Raw genomic sequence first — 21,155 nt, 5'->3', positions numbered from 1 at the left:
TGGAGGTTCCTCTACTTATGAATCCGGTGTCCAAGAAGTGAACATTAAGACTTGGCCCGTTCGATATGCGGGGTTTTGGATGCGTTTTTGGGCCTATCTACTTGATTTAATTGTAATTGGCAGTATCGAGAGGTTGATCATTAAACCGTTATTCCGAGTGCTTGATCTTTCTTTAACCGAACCTAATATATTTTCGCCAATATCAATTGCATCAGCGCTCATTTTTTATGTTTATTTTGTGTTAATGACTAAATATTTCAATCAAACGCTTGGGAAAATGGTATTTGGTCTAAAAGTAGTTGATTTAAAAAATGATCAATTATCATGGGGAACGATTCTATTTCGGGAGTGGATTGGCCGGTTCATTTCGGCTACCATTTTTATCGGATATCTCCTTGTTGCCTTTTTACCAAAAAAGCAGGGTCTGCATGACATCTTTACTGATACGACGGTCATCCATGTAGAACGGTAAACAAAACAATCAAACCTATCAACATCTTGTTGGTAGGTTTATTTTTTTCAAAAAAGCGAATAATAATGGGCGGAAAGGTTGTGAACAAATTGTTTTGGCTGATCCTCTCCTTAGCGGTTCTGGTGTTCTTATTTATCTTAATTATTTTTACTAAACTAACGATTCTTGTAAATTACTATCATCATAACGATAACGATGATTTAAAGGTAGAGTTTAGGGTATGGTTTGGATTAATCAAATACAGAATAAATGTGCCCTTAATAAAAATTGATGATAACTCGCCCAGCGTTGTCATAAAAAGTGATTCTCATTTAGGAGATTCAGCTGCAGAAGACGCTCAGCAGAGTGTGACACAATTAACGAAAAATGATATTTTAACCAAGTTTGAAAAAGCAAAAGAAGCACTGGAGAAAGTGATCCATTTAAATGTGATTTTTCGAAAGTTTCTTCAAAGAATCTCAATAAAAAATTTTGAATGGCATACGTTAATGGGGGTTGGCGATGCAGCACATACTGGGATGCTGACGGGGGCATTATGGGCGATTAAAGGAGGAATTATTGGACTTCTTAGTCATTATGTGCAACTAAAAGAAATGCCCCATTTAACTGTTACACCACATTTTCAAGCAGCTGTCATACAAACTCGGCTAGCATGTATTTTTCAGTTTCGAATCGGGCATGCTATTCTCGCAGGATTAAAGCTAATTAAATTCTGGAAGGGCGGAAAAACGCGCCTAAAAAGCAAAAAAGATGTTCAAAGTGAAAAAACTAAATCCGTTTGAAAGAGGAGGAAATAACCATGTCAGACCACCCTATTCAAGGTTTGATGACGACCGCAATGGAAAGTTTGAAAGAAATGATTGATGTAAATACCATCATTGGTGACCCGGTCGAAACCCCTGACGGAAGTGTTATTTTAACCGTATCTAAAGTCGGCTTTGGATTTGCAGCAGGAGGCAGTGAATTTAAAGTTGATCGTTCACAGTCTCAAGGACAAAGTCAAAGTCAAAGTCAAGGTCAAGCAAGTCTTCCATTTGGCGGCGGAAGTGGCGGCGGTGTTTCCATTACCCCTATCGCTTTTTTAATAGTGAACTCTCAAGGTGTCAAAATGCTTCATTTAGATGAAAGTACTCATTTATATGAGAAGATCCTAGAGCTCGCGCCCCAAGCCGTTGATAAAATCCAACAAATGTTCTCGAAAAAAGACGATAATAAGCAACAACCATCTGGTCAGCAATCCCAGCAACAGCAATCCCAGCAACAGCCCAAAGTTGATCTTGAACTATAATAACGAGGGTTAATCTTCCCAATTGGAAGGTTAACTTTTTTGTTGGTCTATTTCAACCAGTTCAAATAATTGCAAAAACGGTTTTGAAAAGATATATTTACACTGTACATATTTAAAGTCAATCAGCTCAATTTAGGTGATTTGCTTTAAAACGACAAAGGAGGATGTTAAAATGGCAAATGTTACATTTAAAGGGAATGCAGTTACCTTATTAGGCAATGAAGTAAAGGTAGGAGATAAAGCTCCAAACTTCACTGTTTTGGCAAATGATTTATCAGAAGTCACTTTAAACGACACAAAAGGTCAGGTTCGTTTAATCACTTCTGTGCCATCTTTAGATACAGGTGTATGTGATGCAGAAACACGCCGCTTCAATGAAGAAGCCAACAGCTTAGGAAATGTGAAAATTTTAACTGTGAGCGTAGACTTGCCATTTGCACAAAAACGCTGGTGTGCAGCAGCTGGAATCGAAAATGTTCAGACATTATCCGATCACCGAGATCTTTCCTTTGGAGAAGCATATGGGGTTGCAATCCAAGAACTAAGACTTTTAACGCGTGCAGTGTTTGTGGTTGATTCAAGTGATACAGTTGTCTATGTAGAATATGTTAGCGAAGCAACGAACCACCCTAACTATGAAGCGGCTCTTGAAGCAGCTAAAGGTGCAAAGTAAATATATTTGAAAGGCCTCGGCAATCCTGCGAGGCCTTTATACTTGTTTAAAAAATACATAATGGTTTAAAATGAGTAAGGAAATTTAGTAATGGAGGGGAACAATGAAAATTTCTCCAGTGGAACAACTATTTACATTATTTAATGAAACCGCGCTTATTTTGCAAGAGGAACTATCTTGTAGTTACCTGGAAGCACTAGCTGAAACCGGCGAGAATCTGTTTCAGGGGGCAGTTTTACAGAGAGAGTTAAGTGAGATAACGGTAAAACGCCTTAAGAAACAATATGAAGATATTCATTTGGATAACTATTCGAATGAGGATATTCGTAAAGCCTATCAGCTTGTTATATTAAAAGGAATGAAGGAAAATGTGCAGCCTAATCATCAAATGACGCCTGACTCCGTGGGAATGTTGGTTGGCTACTTAGTGGAAAGGTTTATGAAGCAGCCTTCTTTCCGTTTATTGGATCTTGCCGTTGGAACCGGGAATTTACTCACGACGGTTATAAACCATGTTCATAAGGAAATCAACTCCATCGGAGTAGAGATTGACGATATCCTCATAAAACTTGCCTATGTTAATGCAAATTTACAGGGACATCCGATCCAGTTTTTCAATCAGGATAGCTTAGAGTCTTTATTTATTGATCCTGTTGATGCTGTAATTGCGGATTTACCAATTGGATATTATCCTAATGATGTTAGAGCCACAGACTATCAATTAAAGGCGAATGAAGGACATTCCTATTCCCATCATCTCTTTATCGAGCAAAGTGTCCGTCATACAGTCTCTGGTGGTTATTTATTTTTCCTTGTTCCCAATGGTCTTTTTGAAAGTGATCAAGCCCCACAGCTTCATGAGTTTATTAAGGAAAATCTGATCATTCAAGGCCTACTGCAATTACCAACCAGCATGTTTAAAACAAAAAGTTCGGCCAAGAGTATTTTAATTTTACAAAAAAAAGGAATAGGAGTTCAACCGCCAAAGCAGGCGTTACTCGTAAATTTACCAAGCTTATCAAATGCTGTTGAAATGGATAAAATATTAACAAAATTGGAAAAATGGTTCCAAGAAAACAAAGGATAAAACTGGTAGAAATTACTGGTTTTATCCTTTTTTTTACTAGAATAATTTTGGGAAATTTGTGAATATATGAACATTTTGATTGAAACCGTTACCAATAAAATTATCTCTTGTAATGAGCTGTTAACAATGATTAAAGTAAGATTGAGGGAAATAAACAGAGTCGGTTTGCACAAAATAAGGGTGTACTAAACAAACTTTTTAAAAATCGATGTTGTTATATAAAAGGAGCGTTAACGAAATGGCAAAAATTATTGCAATTAATGCAGGAAGTTCTTCCTTAAAGTTTCAATTATTTGAAATGCCAAGTGAAGATGTTATTACAAAAGGTCTAATTGAACGAATTGGTCTGAAAGACTCAGTATTTAATATTACTGTAAATGGTGAGAAAATCCAGGAAATCAGCGATATACCTGATCATGAAGTTGCTGTTAAAATGTTATTAGATAAGTTAACAACTTTAGGAATCATTAAGTCTCTAGATGAAATCGACGGTATTGGCCATCGTGTAGTACATGGGGGAGAAACTTTTAATGATTCAGTTTTAATTAATCAAAAGGTTTTAGATAAAATTGAAGAACTATCGGAATTAGCTCCATTACACAACCCAGCAAATCTTACAGGAATTAAAGCTTTCCAACGTGTGCTTCCTAATGTTCCAGCGATCGCTGTTTTCGATACAGCCTTCCACCAAACAATGCCGGAAAGTTCATTCCTTTATAGTCTTCCATATGAATACTACACAGAGTATGGTATTCGTAAATATGGCTTCCATGGAACAAGTCACAAATATGTTTCCCAACGTGCTGCTGAAATGTTAGGACGTCCGATTGAACAACTTCGTTTAATTTCTTGTCACTTAGGAAATGGTGCCAGTATCGCAGCTATTGAAGGCGGAAAATCCATTGATACCTCAATGGGCTTTACACCACTTGCTGGGGTAACCATGGGTACTCGTTCTGGAAATATTGACCCTGCCCTTATTCCATATATTATGGAAAAAACAGGTAAAAACGCTGACGAGGTTTTAGAAGTATTAAATAAAGAGAGTGGTATGTTAGCCGTTTCTGGATTTTCAAGTGATTTAAGGGATATTGAAATTGAAGCGAAAAAAGGCAATGAACGTGCAAAATTGGCATTAGATGTATTTGCAAATCGTATTCATAAATATATTGGATCTTATGCATCCCGTATGTATGGTGTAGATGCGATTATTTTCACTGCTGGTATTGGCGAAAATAGTGACACAATCCGCGAAAATGTATTAAAGGGTCTTGAATTTATGGGTGTTTACTGGGATCCAGCTCTTAATAAGGTTAGAGGTGAGGAAACATTTATCAACTATCCTCATTCCCCAGTTAAAGTGTTAATCATCCCGACCAATGAAGAAGTAATGATTGCTCGTGATGTTGTGAGATTGGCTAATTCAAATTAATCATTCAAAAAGCAAAAGCTGTGTGACTAGCTTTTGCTTTTTTTTATGATCTAGTTTTTGTGATATACTGAAAAAAAGTAACGTTTGCAGGAGGGATACAAATGCCTTTGACAGTTCGAGAAGAAAATGTCTTGAATGGTATACGGTTGTGGGAAACTAATTTGTTGAATTTTGAAGCAAATGACATCCAGCTAACATATGAAAAATATCTGGAACGTTCTTTTTCGTTGTTGCCTGAACAGGTTCAAACGCATTTTTTTTCGATAATTGACAGTTGGCTATTTCATTTACACAGTATTATCCAAGGCTCGCAGCTTCAAATGGATGCAAAGGAACGAATTCTGACCTCGGGAAGAATTTTTCGCAAAGATATAGAAATAATAGCAGACCTGAAACATTTGAACATCGACCAATTACAATACATAGCAGAGCAGCACATTGCCAGACATCGTCTTTATTCCTTTGCTCAAGGGAGCCTCGCAGGCACTGGGGGGACGCTTCTGTTGGGTACCGACATTCCGGCAATGGCGGTCATTAATCTACGAGTTGTCCAACTAATTGCCATGACTTACGGTTTTGAGGTTAATAACCCATTTGAAATGATGACGTCTTTAAAGGTGTTCCATACAGCGACATTGCCAATACGACTCCAAAAAGACGGCTGGACCTCGCTGATGGCAGATTTAGAAGGGAAAGATGAGTTTTATTTTTATGATGGCAAGGATGATATCACCGATATTACCTGGCTCGGGCAGCCCGTTCAGCAAATATTAAAAGCCATGATTATAGGACTGTTTCGAAAAAAGGTGATTCAGGGAATTCCGCTTGTCAGCATGGCCATCGGGGCCAGTGCTAATTACCAATTTACGCGAAAAGTAACAGATTTTGCTCATAAATATTATCAACTTCGCTATCTTAAAGAAAAAGAGGAGATTTAGGATGAGCACGTATGAACATAAGCAGGAAGCACCAAAAGCAGTTAAATGCAAAGTAATTACGGTTAGTGACACTAGAGATCAGGAATCAGATAAAAGTGGCAGGCTGATGATGGACCTGCTAGAAAAAGCCGGACATAGGATTGTGGATTATTGTATTGTAAAGGATGAATCTATTCCGATTGAAAATGAAATCGTAAAAGGGTGTGAACGGGAGGATATTAATGTCATTCTTACAAATGGCGGTACGGGGATTGCCAAGAGGGATGTAACCATTGAAACCGTACAGCGCCTCCTAGAAAAAGAAATTGTTGGTTTTGGTGAATTGTTTAGGATGCTAAGCTACCAAGAAGATATTGGATCTGCTGCGATCCTATCAAGGGCGATTGCCGGGGTTATTAAAGATACAGCGATCTTTTCTACACCAGGCTCCACGGGTGCTGTCAAACTGGCAATGAATAAATTAATCATGCCTGAGATTGGGCATGTTGTAAGAGAGATCAAAAAGGATCTTTAATAGGGGAATATCTCAACAGGGTCTGACCTCCCGTTTAACATTCAATATATCGTCGTTTAAAAAAATAAGTTAAGTGATAGATTGAAGTAGTGGGGTCAGACCTTTTGTTTTTTATTGATGTTGTTTGGTGGAAAGTGTCTGATTTGCACGGTACCAAAGCCATAAATCATTGATAATTGAGGCAAGATCCGCTATTTCTGAGTTCAATTGACATGAACGAGGGAAGTTACTTTCATCTGAAAGCTGAGCCTGTTTATGGTTAATCTCATGCTCGAGTTCAGCAATTCGGTCGGGAATGGAACCGCGAATTTGTTCCCAATGAAGCAAAATATACTGCTGTGTTTCTTTGTTATATTGATTCCATTCGACATTTAGATCAGGAATGGGAATACCAAGACGATCATCAAAAGAAAAATGGTCTAACATAAGCCACCTCCTAGCATTGTAATGGTTTATATTTCACTATAGTGTTTAAATGCAATTATGACAATATATTTTTAAATTGTTAAATAAAGAGGATGTCTATCCCCAGCAAAGGGTCAGACCCCACACTCTGCCTAATAGACGACTATTAATTGAGTGTTAAATGTGAGGTCTGACCCTTTTGCTCTCAGCCACTTATTTTATTCGGAATCTTTTTCAGTCCTAACAATTAGAACATCACATGGTGCATATCGAGTAATATGTTCAGAAACACTTCCAATAAAAAATCTTTCGACAACATTCATACCTGTTGCACCACAAAGAATTAAATCCACCTTGTGTTTTTTAGCAATATCTCTTGGAATACGAATTTTAGGAGAGCCAAATTCAATTTCATAATGAACATCTGTTAATCCTGCTGTTATAGCTTGCTGCTGATAATTTTCAAGCATATCTTTTGCTACCTTTTCCGCTCGATCACCGATAACCGTGTCGTAGGCTTCAATTAATGCAAATGATCGTGTGTCAATCACATGAACTAACAACAATGAGGCTTGATTTCGTTTTGCAATTTCAATACCTTTATGAAATGCCCAATCTGCTTCTTTTGATCCATCAATAGCGACTAAAATATTTTGATATTTGAGTCCCATGATTATCATCTCCTTACTTCAATTATACATTATTTAACAAAGTATAATTGTTGCAATTTTTCGAACAATAATGGAGTAACCTTATAATTGAAAGGGGATCTGTTTGATGATAACGGGGGATCCAAAGAAAAAATATTCTTTTGAATTTGATGAACAAGGTACAATCGAAGTAAGTCAACAAATTTTAAATTCTTACAATAGTGGTTTTATTGGAGAAGGAACGGCTCTTGCAAACAGCGATGATTTTGCTGTAGCTGAGGAATAGGTTTTACTTTTATTGGGGAAAGGCTGTCCGGCTTAGAGGACAGCCTTTTTCTATGATTGGAATGGAAGATTATAGACAACTATCTTGGGGAATTCAGTTATAAAGGGCATATACCCAAGAATTTCCTATCATTTTGGCATATTCTTTAGTGTGTCATTCATTAAAAATGAGGAGGAAAAAAATGAATACAGTTATGCCTACTAATATGGACGTACAGTATGGAATAAATCCGGCTGATGAAAGAATTCACGGAGGATTTGGTCACTTTGGAGGATTTGGCCATTTTGGAGGATTTGGTCGTCCGGGATTCGGTTTTGGAGGATTTGGCCGCCCGGGATTCGGTTTTGGAGGATTTGGCCGTCCGGGATTTGGATTCGGAGGATTTGGTCGTCCAGGATTTGGATTCGGAGGATTTGGCCGCCCATTTGGTTTCGGTTTTGGCAGACCGTTTGGCTTTGGCTTTGGTTTACCATTTTTGGGTGGATTAGCAGCAGGGGCATTATTATCAGCTCCTTATGGATACGGTTATGGCTATGGCTATCCTTATTATGGATATGATTATGGCTATCCTTATTATGGAGACCCATATTATTCGTATCCTTACTATTAATAAAGCTTTTTTAAGAGAGCTTTGCCCTTTGTGGGTAAGCTCTCAAATTTGTCATAAACAAAGTTTGGGTTCATGGTCGTGTTTTTGTAAAATGAAAGTGGTTTTATTAAGATGAATTGTGGTTACATTTTCCATGGGAAAAGGATATATTAGTATAAACTTGTTTTTTATTTAATAAAAATAAATTGGAGGTAATTAGATTGCGGATTGGGGTACCTAAAGAGATAAAAAATAATGAAAACCGTGTAGCAATGACACCGGCGGGAGTGGTTAATCTTGTGAAATATGGTCATGAAGTTTTTATTGAAAAGGGTGCTGGACAGGGCTCGGGATTTTTAGATGAAGATTATCGTTCTTCAGGTGCGAAACTAGTGGAAACCGCCAATGAAGCATGGTCTATGGATATGGTCATGAAAGTAAAAGAACCCCTTCCAAGTGAATATCAATACTTCCGTGAGGGTTTAATTTTATTTACATATTTACATCTAGCCCCTGAACCCGAGTTAACTAAGGCCTTAATGGATCAAAAAGTAGTCGGAATTGCTTATGAAACGGTCCAATTAGCGAACAAAAGTCTGCCTTTGTTAACGCCAATGAGTGAGGTCGCCGGCAGGATGGCTCCGCAAATTGGTGCGCAATTTTTAGAAAAAGTGTACGGTGGTATGGGGATTCTGCTTTCAGGTGTCCCAGGTGTTCAAAGAGGAAATGTTACGATTATTGGTGGCGGGGTAGCAGGAACAAATGCCGCCAAAATAGCGATCGGCCTAGGTGCGAGAGTAACCATCATTGATGTAAATCCGGACCGTCTTCGTCAGTTAGATGATATTTTCGGCTCAGATGTGACAACCCTGATGTCCAATCCGTATAATATTGCTGAAGCCGTGAGGGAGTCTGATTTAGTTATCGGTGCTGTGTTAATCCCTGGTGCAAAGGCACCAAAGCTAGTGACAAAAGAAATGATCCAGTCAATGAAGACAGGAAGTGTGGTAGTTGATATCGCAATAGATCAAGGTGGCATTTTTGAAACAACGGATCGGATTACCACACATGATCATCCCACATATGTAAAGCATGGTGTTGTCCACTATGCTGTTGCCAATATGCCTGGAGCAGTTCCAAGAACTTCCACCATTGCATTGACAAACGTAACAGTTCCATATGCTGTTCAAATTGCGAATAAAGGTTATCGCCAAGCATGTTTAGATAATGAAGCCTTGCTGAAAGGAATCAATACCCTAGGCGGCTATGTAACTTATCAAGCTGTCGCAGAAGCACAGGGTCTTGGATTTTCTAATCCGAAATTATTATTGTAAGAAAAGCGGAAGCGCCCTGGTCAGCGGCGTATGGCCTGGAGCGCTCCAACTGAGATAAAGGAAACACGAAGAGCCGAAGGCGATTCGATGTTGACTTATCGTAGGGCGGAGAGCGAAGGACACTAGCAGCTAGGGCGCTGGAGCTGGACAATTCTCGAAGACTTTTATACTTTCTCATCTTTTAAAAATGAAAAACCAGCTTCGCGAAGAAGCTGGTTTATAATACTTCATATGTAGCCGCATTTGCCGTAGCGAGATAAGAAAGTTTTTAACCACCACTCCTCAAAGTGGGTGTTCTCAGAAACTTTTCTGCGTGTCCTCCATGTCTTATAGACAGAGGCTTGTCATTCCAATTTCGATGGTTAAACTCCCTGTTACAGCTTAAAGGTTAAAACTTTATTATGATTACGTACAACGCAGCTTGTACTAGTATAATACATCAAAAAGGTGTAGAGTTCAATGTAAATAATTACAAAAAACTATTTTATAACTTGCAGTTCTTTTGGAAATTTAGTTAACACTTTTGCACCATCGGCAGTAATGAATATGTCATCCTCAATTCGGACACCAGCCACATCCGGTACATAGATTCCTGGTTCAATCGTGTAGACCATACCTTCTTCAATAATTAATTGATTTGTTTCAGTTAGTGATGGGTACTCATGGACGCCAATTCCAAGTCCATGGCCTAAGCGGTGTGGAAAATAGTCGCCATATCCCGCATCAGAAATGATTCGGCGGGCAGTTAGGTCAACTTCGGCAGCAGTAACCCCGGGCTTACTTGCCTCAATGGCAGCGAGTTGAGCTTTTAGAACAGTGTCGTATATTTCCTTTTGCTTGTCGTTAATATCCCCATAGGCAACCGTTCTTGTGATATCCGAGCAATATCGATTGACAACAACTCCAAGATCAAACAAGACGAGATCCCCTTTTTTGATTTTTGTTTCCCCTGGGTTGCCGTGAGGAGAAGCCGCATTTGCCCCGCTAAGAACCATAGTTGAAAACGACATTTCGGTAACACCCTTTTGCTTAAGGGCGTATTCCAAGGCATTAAGGACTTCTAGTTCTGTTTTGCCCTCCTTAATCTCATTTGCACCAAATTCAACTGCGTAATCCGCTAAAGCACAAGCATCTTCAATAGATTTTAATTCCTTAGCATCTTTTATCATTCGAAGCATTCGTAATTTTTCTTCTGCAGAAACAAAGGATGCCTTTGGAAATAGCTTTAAGAGCTGCTCGTATCGCTCGACGTTCATGTGCTCTTTTTCAATTGCTGCCTTTGAAATAGCATTAGTTCTTTTATTAATGGAATTAAGAACCAATGTCCATGGATTGTCAGTGTCACTAACGCCAACTATTTCGTGTTCCCAGCCTGAACGTTTTGCATCATGTACTTCCATTGCAGGGCAGACCAGAAATGGTTCGTTTTCTTGAAAAATAGCTAAGGCCAGCAATCTCTCATGTGGGTCGGTATAATAACCGCTTAAATAAAATACATTTTCGGTAGAGGTAAGAAAACTTACTTCGATATCATTTTCCTTCATCCATGTTTGCAACTTTTCTAATCGCTGATTCATGTTTAGGAAACCCCCTTCTAATTAATCAAATCCAATCTGAGAGTATCAACTTTAATTGTAAAAGTAAACTATCACCACTTATTCTGCGCTAAAGCATGGAATAAATGGGTATAAATGTAGAAGGATTTCCTAAATTTTTATGGAAATACATATTATTACTAATTGAGAGGAGTTTTTTTATAATGAAAGTTTCTTATCATGGACATTCAGTCGTTCAAATTAACACGCAAGGTAAAACAATTTTAATTGACCCTTTTATAACGGGGAATCAATTGACGGATCTTAAAGTAGAAGATGTAAAGCCGGATATAATTATTTTATCCCATGGCCATAACGATCATGTTGGTGATACCGTGGAGTTAGCTATAAAGAATAATTCCCTTGTGATAGGAAATGCAGACCTTACTTCCTTCCTAAGTTGGAAAGGAGTTAACACACATGGAATGAATATCGGCGGATCGTTTCAATTTGATTTTGGGACGGTTAAGCTGACACAAGCCTTTCATGGTTCAGGTTATGTCACAGATAAAAATGAAATTATTTATTGCGGTATGCCGACTGGTATTTTGTTCAGTAATGAAGGGAAAACGATTTATCATGCTGGCGATACAGGATTGTTTTCCGACATGAAATTGATTGGTGAGCGCCATCAGATTGATGTGGCTTTCTTACCAATTGGCGATAATTTTACAATGGGGCCAGAGGATGCTGCGTATGCCGCTAAATTGCTAAAGGCAAAGACCGTCGTCCCGATCCACTTCAATACCTTCCCACCCATTAAGCAAGATCCTTATCGATTTATTGAGATGCTGGAGGATAGAAATGGGAAAGTGATGACTCCAGGAGATACTATAGAATTTTAGCTGTAATTAGATATAAACATACTTTTTTTCCTTCTCAGCGCATAAAAATGAAACAAGCATATGTTTATAAAGGGAGGAAATGAATTTGAAAAAGAACAGATATTTACTTTGTTTGCTGCTCTGTGGCTTTATGCTTTATTTTGCTGTGCCGCGATTGTCGATCCATACTGAGGGTGCTCAAGCCATTTTTTCAATAGCATGGTTGGCATTTGCTTTGATGGTAATCGCAGGCAATTTGACAGGGCTGCTCTATAGTCCTAAAAAGCAGATCCAAAAACTTCAGGCCGAGCAATGGAAGAAAAAGTCACGGTCATTTCATTGATAATTCCACCACAATGTGAGAAACCGCATTGAATCAAGGCTTTGAACACTTTATAATGGAATTTAGATAGAATCTGGTTATAGTGTGACTGGATTATTTGGAATTCAAACATAAAGGGTGAAGGTCTTGGCTACTAAGCATGAACAAATTTTGCAATACATTGATGGACTTCCAATTGGGGAAAAAATATCAGTGCGGCAAATCGCCAAGGCGATGACTGTAAGTGAAGGTACAGCCTATCGGGCGATTAAAGAAGCTGAAAATAAAGGGTATGTCAGTACGATTGAAAGAGTAGGCACGATAAGAATTGAACGGAAGAAAAAAGAAAACATTGAAAAGCTTACTTTTGCCGAAATCGTAAATATTGTTGACGGTCAGGTGTTGGGTGGAAGAACAGGCTTGCATAAAACCCTCAATAAATTCGTGATTGGTGCGATGAAACTAGAGGCCATGATGCGCTACACAGAGGCAGGCAACCTATTAATTGTCGGTAACCGGACACAAGCGCACGAGCTCGCTTTAAAAGCAGGTGCTGCCGTGCTCATTACTGGCGGATTTGATGGTGAAGACCATGTGAAAAAACTGGCAGATCGATTAGAGCTACCTGTAATTTCGACAAGTTATGATACCTTTACGGTCGCGACCATGATTAACAGGGCCATTTATGACCAATTAATAAAAAAGGAAATTATTTTAGTGGAGGATATTTTAACTCCGCTTACAGATACCCATTATCTAAAAACCACAGATAAGGTGTCAAATTGGCATGAACTTAATCAAAAAACAACACACAGCCGATATCCTGTCGTCGACCAAAACATGAAGATACAAGGGATTGTTACAAGTAAAGATATCTTGGGACAAGATTTAGATGTTTCAATCGATAAGATCATGACCAAACAACCAATGACAGTTAACGGAAAGACGAGTGTCGCTTCGACTGCCCATACAATGGTTTGGGAAGGGATTGAAGTACTTCCTGTTTCCGATGATTCCAACCGTTTAGAAGGGATTATCAGCCGCCAGGATGTATTGAAGGCACTGCAAATGAATCAACGTCAGCCGCAGGTTGGAGAAACCATTGATGACATCATTACGAATCAAATGGTTTTAATGCCGGGGAAAGCCAAAGGCGAAGAGGTATACTCCTGTGATGTGACACCGCAAATGACTAATCATCTTGGAACCATATCCTATGGGGTTTTTACAACCATTGTCTCTGATGCCGCCAATCGGGTATTAAAAAGCTCTAAAAAAGGTGACTTGGTTGTAGAAAATATGACGATTTACTTTATAAAGCCAGTTCAAATGGAAAGTAAATTAGAAGTCTATCCGAAAATTTTAGAAGTTGGCCGAAAATTCGGGAAGGTCGATGTTGAAGTTTTCAACGAAGGAAGATTAGTGGGAAAAGCGATGATGATGTGTCAATTAATTGATAGAAATTAGATCGCGAGTAAAAGAGGATGTCTCAATAGGGACATCCTCTCAAATTTATTTTTGGGATTCTAACTGATTGGCTTCTTCGATGGCAAATGGAAGATAGTGCTTATATTTTTTCAAGCCAACCCAGCTGAATGCTGCACCATAGATGGTAAATATGGCAGCAACAATATAAGAAACAGTTGTTTCAGATATGAAAATAAGATGGTTAATGCCAAATAAGCAGACAAAGAGCCCAAGGGCGATATTTGATTTTGCTGAAATCCATTTCTTTTCTACTTGACGGTTGCTTCTGAAGTATTTTGTTTTATAAAATAAATAGAAGGCAAATAATACGACGATTAAAATAACTAGTACTGTCATGGTCTGTTTCCTCCAAGTTTCTACAATCATCTATTATTTTATCGTGTATTTAAAAAAAAAGCCATAATTGGTACATAAGGAGCAATGTCGATGATCGAGCAAATTTTATCAACGATTGAACAATATGACACTATTATTGTTCATCGTCACGTCCGTCCAGACCCAGATGCATATGGGTCACAAGGTGGGTTAGTGGCTATTTTACAAGAATCTTATCCGGAAAAAAAGATATATGCAGTTGGTAAAGAGGAGCCCACACTCAATTACTTGCGCAGGCTTGATGTGATAGAGGATGAAGTCTATAAAGGGGCATTGGTTATTGTTTGTGATACCGCGAATGCGGAAAGAATATGTGACGGCCGCTACGGACTAGGCGATAAATTAATAAAAATAGATCATCATCCAAATGAAGATCCATACGGTGATTTACTGTGGGTCGACACAACTGCGAGCTCATGCAGTGAAATGATTTATGAATTTTATTTAAACGGTAAAGATAAAGGTTTAAAAATGAACGATGAAGCAGCAAGACTTTTATTTGCCGGTATTGTAGGAGATACAGGAAGATTCATTTACCCAAGTTCAACAGAAAAAACCTTTGCATATGCAGGGGAGTTGATTCACTATAATTTTTCACGAACAGAACTGTTTGATCGAATGTATGAATTAGACCCTAAGATTATTAAGCTTCAAGGTTATATTCTGCAAAATTTTGAGTTTCAATCAAACGGTATCGCTTCCGTTAGACTTACAAAGGAATTATTAACAAAATTTGATGCAAGGCCTGCAGAGGCTTCCCTGCTGGTTAGTACCTTAGGAGACGTGAAGGGGATTGTTGCGTGGGTCTTTTTCATTGAGGAAGACAATCAAATCCGGGTACGGCTGCGTTCGAAGGGACCAGTCATCAACGGTGTCGCGAGGAAATTTAAAGGCGGCGGTCATCCGCTTGCCTCAGGTGCGTCCATCTATTCGTGGGACGAAGTGGATCATGTCTTAAAAGAGCTGGCAGAGGTTTGCGAAAACTACAGAAAATAGTTTTAGTAAAGGGAAACGGTCCGTAATAGGGCCGTTTCGTTAAAATCTCATTACAGGCGTTTGCACTTTTCTTATAATTACGTCGCTGACCAGGGCGCTTGCGCTTTTCTTATTCAAACGCTATTTCAAGTTGAATGATTAAATTTGTATAAATAACCATATCTTTTACCTTCAGTTTATATCTTTTTTCATTGATTCGGACTGGTTTATTTTCAATAATTTTTTTTAACAAATCTTTACTTTTATATACGGTCTCTAAATCCTTGGCCAGCATCATACTTATATCATCACGAACAGCGTTTTCCGTCTCCAGCACACTTAATGAGTCCAGTTTATATTTTTCAGCGTTTGTAATTTTGATAGTAATCTTCTGGACAGTTAACTGTTCAATATTCCGCTTATTCATCTCTTTATACTCTTCTTGCCATATTTTTTTCTCATTGTTTAAATCAACAATGTCTTCATGCTGCTTTCGGATTAATTCCGTATTTTTCTCTTGCCAGACACCGTATATATACAAAAAGATACACCAGCTTATGGCCCCGCCAACAGCCATGCCGGCAAAAAAACGCTGCCATGCAGGACGACGATATAAGGGTGGAATTCTCATGACGATATATGCTCCTGGGTTAACCAATTAATAATGAGAGCACCTGTCTGGGCACCGCCTAAGGCTGAAAGAATTAATAATAATTGTTTGAATAGATCCTTTGTATCTGCGTTGAATAAGCCTCTTTCAAACGTATAAACCGCATCAAAGGTCCCGCCAATTGCTGAAACAATCGCCCAAATTCGCAACGCAGAGGACAAGCGGTAGACGGTGGTAAGTGGTGGTTGACCCGTTAAAAAAGAAGCAATTCCGCCGATGAGGGAACCGCCAAGGACCACTCCTAAGGCAATAAAGTAGCTTTCAATAAAAGCAGGAAAAAAACCGATTTCTTTCATTCCTTCAACCGCCCTCACACATTTTCATAAACTCTCTACCTATTTATATGGACAAAGTGTAGGGATTATGATTTTGAAAACGAATAATTAAAAAAACAGAACATATTTTCTTTTTTTGCTATGAAGCTCTATAATAAATAATAGATATCAATTTTAAGGAACGGTGAGACATATGTCTTTTATTCACCTTCATGTATATAGTGCTTATAGTTTGCTGACAAGCACAGCATCAGTCCCGGATTTAATTGTAAATGCAAAAAGAAAGGGCTTTTCTGCCCTTGCTTTAACTGATCGAAATGTCATGTACGGAACCATTGAATTTTATAAGTTATGTAGAAAAAACAATCTGAAACCAATCATTGGATTGACGGTTGATGTAGAAAGCGAAATAACCTCAAAGCAAGCTTATCCGCTTGTGTTACTGGCGGAAAATGAGCAGGGATTTAGAAACCTATTAAAAATATCGAGTGCTGTTCAGACAAAGACTGATAGCGGCCTTCCCTTCAAATGGCTGAAGCATTATTCTGAAGGTCTTATCGCTATAACGCCTGGTCTGGAAGGAGAAATCGAACAGGCTCTTTTAAATGGAAAAGAGCAAGAAGCTGCGGCACTTATAGGTAAGCTGACCGTTGTCTTTGGGAACGGTAACTTTTTCCTTTCCCTTCAAAATCATCAGCTTGAAGAAGAGCTGAAACTTGGGAAACAGATCCTGGCAATCGCAAAAGAGTTTCACGTTCCGCTTGTTGCAACCAACCAGGTTCATTATTTAGAAAAAGAAGATACATTTGCACATGAATGTTTGTTGGCTATTAAGAATGGTGACAAATTGCAAGATGAACAAAGAGAAAAGCTAGGAAGTAATCAGTTTTATTTAAAAACGGCAGCCGAAATGATTGATTGCGTGGCAGAAGTTCCTGAAGCATTGGAAAATACGCTCAGAATAGCTGATAGATGTAACGTAAATATTGAGCTAAATAAAACGTACTTGCCCACATTCCCAACTGACAATGGAATGCAGGCAGTGGAATACCTTGAGATGTTGTGTCAGAAAGGGATGAGTGAAAGGTTCACAGCCCCTTCCCAGGAATATAGGGACCGATTATCCTATGAATTAGCTGTTATCAAACGCATGAATTTTAGTAATTACTTTTTAATTGTTTGGGATTTTATGAGATATGCACGTGAAAAGGGGATATTGACAGGGCCAGGTCGAGGCTCTGCCGCAGGATCTCTTGTTGCTTATGTTTTATATATTACCGATGTCGACCCTATTGCCCATAATCTATTATTTGAGCGTTTCTTAAATCCTGAACGGATTTCGATGCCCGATATTGATATTGATTTTCCAGACAACCGCAGGGATGAAGTAATTGAATATGTCGTACAGAAATACGGGGAACTGCATGTTGCGCAAATCGTTACCTTTGGAACACTGGCAGCTAAAGCAGCCCTAAGAGATGTGGGCAGAACTTTCGGGTTAAATTCAAAGGAACTAGAGCATTTGTCTAGATTAATTCCGCTGCGATTAGGCATTGACCTGCAAGCAGCCTTTAATGAATCTGAACCACTTCGGAAGTTTATCAATGAGACCCCGCTAAACCGCCGGCTTTTTGATACGGCATTAAAGCTTGAAGGTCTGCCGCGGCATACCTCTACCCATGCTGCAGGTGTCGTTTTAAGCGAAAAACAGCTGATTGAATTAATTCCTATTCAACGCGGTTCAAGCCATGTCTACTTAACGCAATACTCCATGGAATACCTCGAAGAGATTGGTTTACTGAAAATGGATTTTCTAGGTCTCAGAAACTTATCACTCATTGAAACCATTTTATCGTCTATTTCACGCCATACCGGTAGGAAAGTGGACATTAGGCAGGTTCCATTAGATGACCAAAATACCTTTGATTTATTAGCCAGGGGAGAAACAACCGGCATATTTCAGCTGGAATCTGAAGGGATGAGGAAGGTATTAACCCGGTTGAAGCCATCTCGTTTTGAGGATATTGTGGCCGTTAATGCTTTGTACCGCCCAGGTCCAATGGAAAACATTCCACTGTTTATTGATCGTAAACATGGGAGACAGCCAGTCCATTATCCACATCCGGATTTGGAGCCAATTCTTGCAAATACATATGGGGTTATTGTCTACCAAGAGCAGATCATGCAAATCGCTTCCAAAATGGCTGGTTTTTCCCTTGGGGAAGCTGACCTATTACGAAGAGCAGTTGGAAAAAAACAAAAAGAAGTAATGGATAAAGAGCGGACCCACTTCGTTCAAGGGGCATTGAAAAAAGGATATAAGCAAGAACTTGCTAATGAAATTTATGATTTGATTGTTCGATTTGCTAATTATGGATTTAACCGAAGTCATGCCGTAGCTTATAGTATGATTGCCTACCAGCTTGCCTTTTTAAAAGCGAATTTCCCTGAACATTTCATGGCTGGCCTGCTTACTTCAGCAATTGGCAATGATACGAAAATTGCCCAATACATTATGGAGACAAGGCAAAAGGAAATTGATGTCCTCCCGCCATCCATTAATCATAGTACCTACTCATTTCAAGTAGAAAAAACAGGCGCTATCCGCTATAGCCTTGCTGCGATTAAAAGTGTAGGCGGTGCTGTCTTAAAGGAGATTTTCCGAACAAGAAAACGTAAGAAATTCGACGATTTATTTGATTTTTGTATCAGGGTTTCATCGAAGGCGATTAATAGAAAAACGCTGGAATTTCTCGTTCAATCGGGCTCTTTCGATGAATTTGGTGAAGACCGTGCCGTCTTGTTAGCCAGCTTAGATGTGGCTATTGAACATGCACAAATTTTCAAGCCGGATGATGATGAACAATTTGCCTTGTTTGAGGATGATATGATCCCAAAACCAAAATATGTTCAAGTTGACCCGATAAGTTTAGAAATTAAGTTAGCCTTTGAGAAAGAGGCACTTGGCTTTTATCTTTCCGATCATCCCATTTCTATTTATGAAAAGAAGCTTAAACAGAGTGGGGCTATGTTGCTATATGAATTAAGGGGTAACATGAAAAGAGTCGTTTCAGGTGTTTATGTATCAGCACTGAAATCGATTCGAACAAAAAAGGGAGACTCAATGGCCTTTTTAACGGTAAGTGATTCAAGTGGTGAAATGGAGGCAGTTTTATTTCCTAACGTGTATAAAAGGTTTCAGCCAGTAGTAAGGGAAGGGAATTTTGTCTTGCTGGAAGGGAAAATGGAAGAACGTGATGGGAAGCTCCAATTTATTGTTCAAAAGGTCTCTGATCTAGAGCAATGGTTAAAAGAAAAGTCTGAACAGCAGCCAATATTATATTTGAAAATTACCAGTGAATTGCAGGATGAAAAATTATTGCTAAAAATAAATCAGTTATTAAAGGAAAATAAAGGGACAGCAGGGGTTATTTTGCATTATGAAGCAATCCATAAAACAATCAGGTTAAGCCCAGAGAACAATGTGCATCCAACTCCAAATTTACTGCAAGAATTAAGCAATTTACTAGGTTCAAAAAATGTTGTATTGAAAGATTAATTCTTTACAACTTTTAAAGATATGTTATAGTGGTAAAGAGACAAGTGTGGTCTGACCACTATGTGGTACTTTAATTATCTAAAATATTTATGTAGATTTGTATTATTTTAAGGGGTGACAGTTCTTGACGTTACGTGAAGAAGCATTGCATATGCATCGAATCCATAAAGGGAAATTAGAGTCGAAATCCAAGGTTCCAGTTCGAAATGCACATGACTTAAGTTTAGCCTATTCTCCGGGTGTGGCGGAGCCATGTAAAGATATTTATGAAAAGCCAGAAACGGTTTACGATTATACCATGAAAGGTAATATGGTTGCAGTTGTATCCGACGGTACGGCAGTCTTAGGACTTGGTAATATTGGACCTGAAGCAGCTCTGCCTGTTATGGAAGGAAAGGCTGTCCTTTTTAAAAGCTTTGCTGGTGTTGACGCCTTCCCAATTTGTTTAAACACAACTGATGTAGACAAAATTGTGGAGACCGTTAAATTACTTGAACCAACCTTTGGAGGCGTGAATCTTGAGGATATCGCCGCGCCAAATTGCTTTGTGATCGAGGAAAGATTGAAAAAGGAAGCTAATATCCCAGTTTTTCATGATGACCAGCATGGTACAGCTATTGTTACGGTGGCAGGACTTGTCAATGCCCTTAAACTTATTGGTAAAAAAATGACTGAAATAAAAGTAGTTGCCAGCGGCGCAGGTGCAGCGGGAATTGCGATTATCAAGTTGTTATATAGTTATGGTGTGAGAGACATTATCATGTGTGATACTAAAGGTGCCATTTACGAAGGACGTCCACAAGGCATGAATACGGTTAAAGCAGAAGTGGCAAAGTTCACTAATCGTGATAACCTATCAGGAAGCCTTGCTGATGTTATTAAAGGTGCCGATGTATTTATTGGAGTATCTGTTGCAGGTGCACTCACAAAAGAAATGGTTGCATCAATGAACCCAGATTCAATTATTTTTGCAATGGCCAATCCCGATCCAGAGATTATGCCGGAAGACGCAAAGGCTGCAGGAGCAAAGGTTGTGGGTACTGGTCGTTCTGATTTTCCAAACCAAGTAAATAATGTTCTTGCTTTTCCAGGAATTTTCCGCGGTGCACTTGATGTGCGCGCGACAAATATAAACGAAGAAATGAAGGTAGCTGCAGTCGAAGCTATTGCTAGTTTAATCAGTACCGATGAGCTTCATGCAGACTATGTTATTCCAGCACCATTTGACCCTAGAGTAGCTCCAAATGTAGCTGCTGCAGTGGCAAAAGCGGCAATGGAAACAGGGGTTGCCCGCATTAAGGTAGATCCAGAAGATGTAAAGAAAAAAACACAGAGGCTCGCGATTATTGGTAAAAGTGAGTGATTAAGTAAGTGTCGAATACTAAGGTTTATTTAGAGATTGTG

23 protein-coding genes and 1 other RNA gene are annotated in these 21,155 nt (G+C 38.8%); 17 read left to right on the top strand and 7 right to left on the bottom strand.

Translation table 11 applies throughout. The features are described from left to right. Positions 1 to 79: 79 nt before the first annotated feature. The 8 genes from AC3ANL_RS19705 (at position 80) to AC3ANL_RS19670 (ending at position 6,404) form a co-directional block, all read left to right on the top strand. Positions 80 to 472, top strand: a complete 393-nt coding sequence (locus AC3ANL_RS19705; protein ID WP_488329782.1) for an RDD family protein — start codon at positions 80 to 82, stop codon at positions 470 to 472. Between the two features lie 80 nt (positions 473 to 552). Then, positions 553 to 1,254, top strand: coding sequence for a DUF2953 domain-containing protein (locus tag AC3ANL_RS19700; RefSeq protein WP_488326079.1), 702 nt, complete (start codon positions 553 to 555; stop codon positions 1,252 to 1,254). A 17-nt stretch (positions 1,255 to 1,271) separates the two neighbouring features. Then, positions 1,272 to 1,760 carry a GerW family sporulation protein gene (ytfJ, locus tag AC3ANL_RS19695; protein ID WP_488326078.1) on the top strand — a complete coding sequence of 163 codons (489 nt, stop codon included), beginning with the start codon at positions 1,272 to 1,274 and terminating at the stop codon, positions 1,758 to 1,760. A 172-nt stretch (positions 1,761 to 1,932) separates the two neighbouring features. Next, positions 1,933 to 2,433, top strand: a complete 501-nt coding sequence (gene tpx, locus AC3ANL_RS19690; protein ID WP_488326077.1) for a thiol peroxidase — start codon at positions 1,933 to 1,935, stop codon at positions 2,431 to 2,433. Between the two features lie 103 nt (positions 2,434 to 2,536). Beyond that, positions 2,537 to 3,520: a class I SAM-dependent methyltransferase gene (locus AC3ANL_RS19685; RefSeq protein ID WP_488326076.1), complete on the top strand. Its 984-nt coding sequence runs from the start codon at positions 2,537 to 2,539 to the stop codon at positions 3,518 to 3,520. 238 nt (positions 3,521 to 3,758) lie between these two features. Further along, the gene (locus AC3ANL_RS19680) at positions 3,759 to 4,952 is read left to right on the top strand and encodes an acetate kinase (RefSeq protein ID WP_488326075.1); all 1,194 of its coding nucleotides are present in this window, start codon (positions 3,759 to 3,761) and stop codon (positions 4,950 to 4,952) included. A 101-nt stretch (positions 4,953 to 5,053) separates the two neighbouring features. After that, on the top strand, positions 5,054 to 5,890 hold the full coding sequence (locus AC3ANL_RS19675; protein WP_488326074.1) for an EcsC family protein: 837 nt from the start codon (positions 5,054 to 5,056) through the stop codon (positions 5,888 to 5,890). A gap of 1 nt (position 5,891) precedes the next feature. Beyond that, positions 5,892 to 6,404, top strand: coding sequence for a MogA/MoaB family molybdenum cofactor biosynthesis protein (locus tag AC3ANL_RS19670; RefSeq protein WP_488326073.1), 513 nt, complete (start codon positions 5,892 to 5,894; stop codon positions 6,402 to 6,404). Between the two features lie 111 nt (positions 6,405 to 6,515). On the opposite strand, the gene AC3ANL_RS19665 is transcribed toward AC3ANL_RS19670, so the two are convergent. Together AC3ANL_RS19665 and AC3ANL_RS19660 are read right to left on the bottom strand one after the other, a co-directional pair. Then, on the bottom strand, positions 6,516 to 6,830 hold the full coding sequence (locus AC3ANL_RS19665; protein ID WP_488326072.1) for a hypothetical protein: 315 nt from the start codon (positions 6,828 to 6,830) through the stop codon (positions 6,516 to 6,518). Between the two features lie 197 nt (positions 6,831 to 7,027). Further along, positions 7,028 to 7,480, bottom strand: a complete 453-nt coding sequence (locus tag AC3ANL_RS19660; RefSeq protein WP_488326071.1) for a universal stress protein — start codon at positions 7,478 to 7,480, stop codon at positions 7,028 to 7,030. A 103-nt stretch (positions 7,481 to 7,583) separates the two neighbouring features. Here AC3ANL_RS19660 and AC3ANL_RS19655 point away from each other — a divergent pair, with 103 nt between their 5' ends. From AC3ANL_RS19655 to ald, 3 genes are all read left to right on the top strand, one after another. Then, positions 7,584 to 7,745 carry a hypothetical protein gene (locus AC3ANL_RS19655; protein WP_488329852.1) on the top strand — a complete coding sequence of 54 codons (162 nt, stop codon included), beginning with the start codon at positions 7,584 to 7,586 and terminating at the stop codon, positions 7,743 to 7,745. A 181-nt stretch (positions 7,746 to 7,926) separates the two neighbouring features. Beyond that, entirely contained in the window at positions 7,927 to 8,355 is a 429-nt protein-coding gene (locus tag AC3ANL_RS19650; RefSeq protein WP_488326070.1) for a hypothetical protein, read from the top strand. 200 nt (positions 8,356 to 8,555) lie between these two features. Beyond that, positions 8,556 to 9,668 carry an alanine dehydrogenase gene (ald, locus tag AC3ANL_RS19645; RefSeq protein WP_488326069.1) on the top strand — a complete coding sequence of 371 codons (1,113 nt, stop codon included), beginning with the start codon at positions 8,556 to 8,558 and terminating at the stop codon, positions 9,666 to 9,668. 230 nt (positions 9,669 to 9,898) lie between these two features. On the opposite strand, the gene ssrS is transcribed toward ald, so the two are convergent. Together ssrS and AC3ANL_RS19635 are read right to left on the bottom strand one after the other, a co-directional pair. Next, positions 9,899 to 10,094, bottom strand: a non-coding RNA gene (gene ssrS / locus AC3ANL_RS19640) — 6S RNA. Positions 10,095 to 10,147: 53 nt separating this feature from the next. Beyond that, positions 10,148 to 11,245, bottom strand: coding sequence for a M24 family metallopeptidase (locus AC3ANL_RS19635; RefSeq protein ID WP_488326068.1), 1,098 nt, complete (start codon positions 11,243 to 11,245; stop codon positions 10,148 to 10,150). Positions 11,246 to 11,427: 182 nt separating this feature from the next. Between AC3ANL_RS19635 and AC3ANL_RS19630 the strand changes: the two genes are divergently transcribed. The 3 genes from AC3ANL_RS19630 to AC3ANL_RS19620 all read left to right on the top strand — a co-directional run bounded on the left by AC3ANL_RS19630 (position 11,428) and on the right by AC3ANL_RS19620 (position 13,876). After that, positions 11,428 to 12,108 carry a metal-dependent hydrolase gene (locus AC3ANL_RS19630; RefSeq protein ID WP_488326067.1) on the top strand — a complete coding sequence of 227 codons (681 nt, stop codon included), beginning with the start codon at positions 11,428 to 11,430 and terminating at the stop codon, positions 12,106 to 12,108. A gap of 79 nt (positions 12,109 to 12,187) precedes the next feature. Then, positions 12,188 to 12,430, top strand: coding sequence for a hypothetical protein (locus tag AC3ANL_RS19625; protein ID WP_488326066.1), 243 nt, complete (start codon positions 12,188 to 12,190; stop codon positions 12,428 to 12,430). Positions 12,431 to 12,556: 126 nt separating this feature from the next. Further along, a complete protein-coding gene (locus AC3ANL_RS19620) occupies positions 12,557 to 13,876 on the top strand; it encodes a DRTGG domain-containing protein (protein ID WP_488326065.1) in 1,320 nt (439 codons plus the stop codon). Between the two features lie 45 nt (positions 13,877 to 13,921). Here AC3ANL_RS19620 and AC3ANL_RS19615 read toward each other — a convergent pair whose 3' ends face one another. Next, on the bottom strand, positions 13,922 to 14,233 hold the full coding sequence (locus tag AC3ANL_RS19615; protein ID WP_488326064.1) for a YtpI family protein: 312 nt from the start codon (positions 14,231 to 14,233) through the stop codon (positions 13,922 to 13,924). A 90-nt stretch (positions 14,234 to 14,323) separates the two neighbouring features. On the opposite strand from AC3ANL_RS19615, the gene AC3ANL_RS19610 reads away from it, so the two are divergent. Next, positions 14,324 to 15,268, top strand: coding sequence for a DHH family phosphoesterase (locus AC3ANL_RS19610; RefSeq protein ID WP_488326063.1), 945 nt, complete (start codon positions 14,324 to 14,326; stop codon positions 15,266 to 15,268). 109 nt (positions 15,269 to 15,377) lie between these two features. Here the strand turns inward: AC3ANL_RS19610 and ytrI are convergent, their stop codons facing one another. Then, positions 15,378 to 15,878, bottom strand: coding sequence for a sporulation membrane protein YtrI (ytrI, locus tag AC3ANL_RS19605; RefSeq protein ID WP_488326062.1), 501 nt, complete (start codon positions 15,876 to 15,878; stop codon positions 15,378 to 15,380). Then, positions 15,875 to 16,213 (bottom strand): sporulation membrane protein YtrH, encoded by a 339-nt coding sequence (gene ytrH / locus AC3ANL_RS19600; RefSeq protein ID WP_160723983.1) that lies wholly within the window; start codon positions 16,211 to 16,213, stop codon positions 15,875 to 15,877. The genes ytrI and ytrH overlap by 4 nt, the downstream gene beginning before the upstream one ends. A 172-nt stretch (positions 16,214 to 16,385) precedes the next feature. On the opposite strand from ytrH, the gene dnaE reads away from it, so the two are divergent. Together dnaE and ystJ are read left to right on the top strand one after the other, a co-directional pair. Next, on the top strand, positions 16,386 to 19,751 hold the full coding sequence (gene dnaE, locus AC3ANL_RS19595; RefSeq protein ID WP_488326061.1) for a DNA polymerase III subunit alpha: 3,366 nt from the start codon (positions 16,386 to 16,388) through the stop codon (positions 19,749 to 19,751). Between the two features lie 124 nt (positions 19,752 to 19,875). After that, positions 19,876 to 21,114 carry an NADP-dependent malic enzyme gene (ystJ, locus tag AC3ANL_RS19590; RefSeq protein ID WP_488326060.1) on the top strand — a complete coding sequence of 413 codons (1,239 nt, stop codon included), beginning with the start codon at positions 19,876 to 19,878 and terminating at the stop codon, positions 21,112 to 21,114. Positions 21,115 to 21,155: the final 41 nt, after the last annotated feature.

The sequence above is a fragment of the Neobacillus sp. DHD-1R genome, from assembly GCF_057747995.1.
Note: the sequence above shows the minus strand (reverse complement) of the source record. Positions and strands in the feature narration are given on the sequence as shown.

Bases quoted from the DNA above. Each gene is read 5' to 3' on its own strand.
- AC3ANL_RS19705 (WP_488329782.1), top strand. From the start codon at position 80: ATGCGTTTTTGGGCCTATCTACTTGATTTAATTGTAATTGGCAGTATC.
- ytfJ (WP_488326078.1), top strand. From the start codon at position 1,272: ATGTCAGACCACCCTATTCAAGGTTTGATGACGACCGCAATGGAAAGT.
- tpx (WP_488326077.1), top strand. From the start codon at position 1,933: ATGGCAAATGTTACATTTAAAGGGAATGCAGTTACCTTATTAGGCAAT.
- AC3ANL_RS19685 (WP_488326076.1), top strand. From the start codon at position 2,537: ATGAAAATTTCTCCAGTGGAACAACTATTTACATTATTTAATGAAACC.
- AC3ANL_RS19680 (WP_488326075.1), top strand. From the start codon at position 3,759: ATGGCAAAAATTATTGCAATTAATGCAGGAAGTTCTTCCTTAAAGTTT.
- AC3ANL_RS19675 (WP_488326074.1), top strand. From the start codon at position 5,054: ATGCCTTTGACAGTTCGAGAAGAAAATGTCTTGAATGGTATACGGTTG.
- AC3ANL_RS19670 (WP_488326073.1), top strand. From the start codon at position 5,892: ATGAGCACGTATGAACATAAGCAGGAAGCACCAAAAGCAGTTAAATGC.
- AC3ANL_RS19665 (WP_488326072.1), bottom strand. From the start codon at position 6,830: ATGTTAGACCATTTTTCTTTTGATGATCGTCTTGGTATTCCCATTCCT.
- AC3ANL_RS19660 (WP_488326071.1), bottom strand. From the start codon at position 7,480: ATGGGACTCAAATATCAAAATATTTTAGTCGCTATTGATGGATCAAAA.
- AC3ANL_RS19650 (WP_488326070.1), top strand. From the start codon at position 7,927: ATGAATACAGTTATGCCTACTAATATGGACGTACAGTATGGAATAAAT.
- AC3ANL_RS19635 (WP_488326068.1), bottom strand. From the start codon at position 11,245: ATGAATCAGCGATTAGAAAAGTTGCAAACATGGATGAAGGAAAATGAT.
- AC3ANL_RS19630 (WP_488326067.1), top strand. From the start codon at position 11,428: ATGAAAGTTTCTTATCATGGACATTCAGTCGTTCAAATTAACACGCAA.
- AC3ANL_RS19625 (WP_488326066.1), top strand. From the start codon at position 12,188: ATGAATTTGAAAAAGAACAGATATTTACTTTGTTTGCTGCTCTGTGGC.
- AC3ANL_RS19615 (WP_488326064.1), bottom strand. From the start codon at position 14,233: ATGACAGTACTAGTTATTTTAATCGTCGTATTATTTGCCTTCTATTTA.
- AC3ANL_RS19610 (WP_488326063.1), top strand. From the start codon at position 14,324: ATGATCGAGCAAATTTTATCAACGATTGAACAATATGACACTATTATT.
- ytrI (WP_488326062.1), bottom strand. From the start codon at position 15,878: ATGAGAATTCCACCCTTATATCGTCGTCCTGCATGGCAGCGTTTTTTT.
- ytrH (WP_160723983.1), bottom strand. From the start codon at position 16,213: ATGAAAGAAATCGGTTTTTTTCCTGCTTTTATTGAAAGCTACTTTATT.
- dnaE (WP_488326061.1), top strand. From the start codon at position 16,386: ATGTCTTTTATTCACCTTCATGTATATAGTGCTTATAGTTTGCTGACA.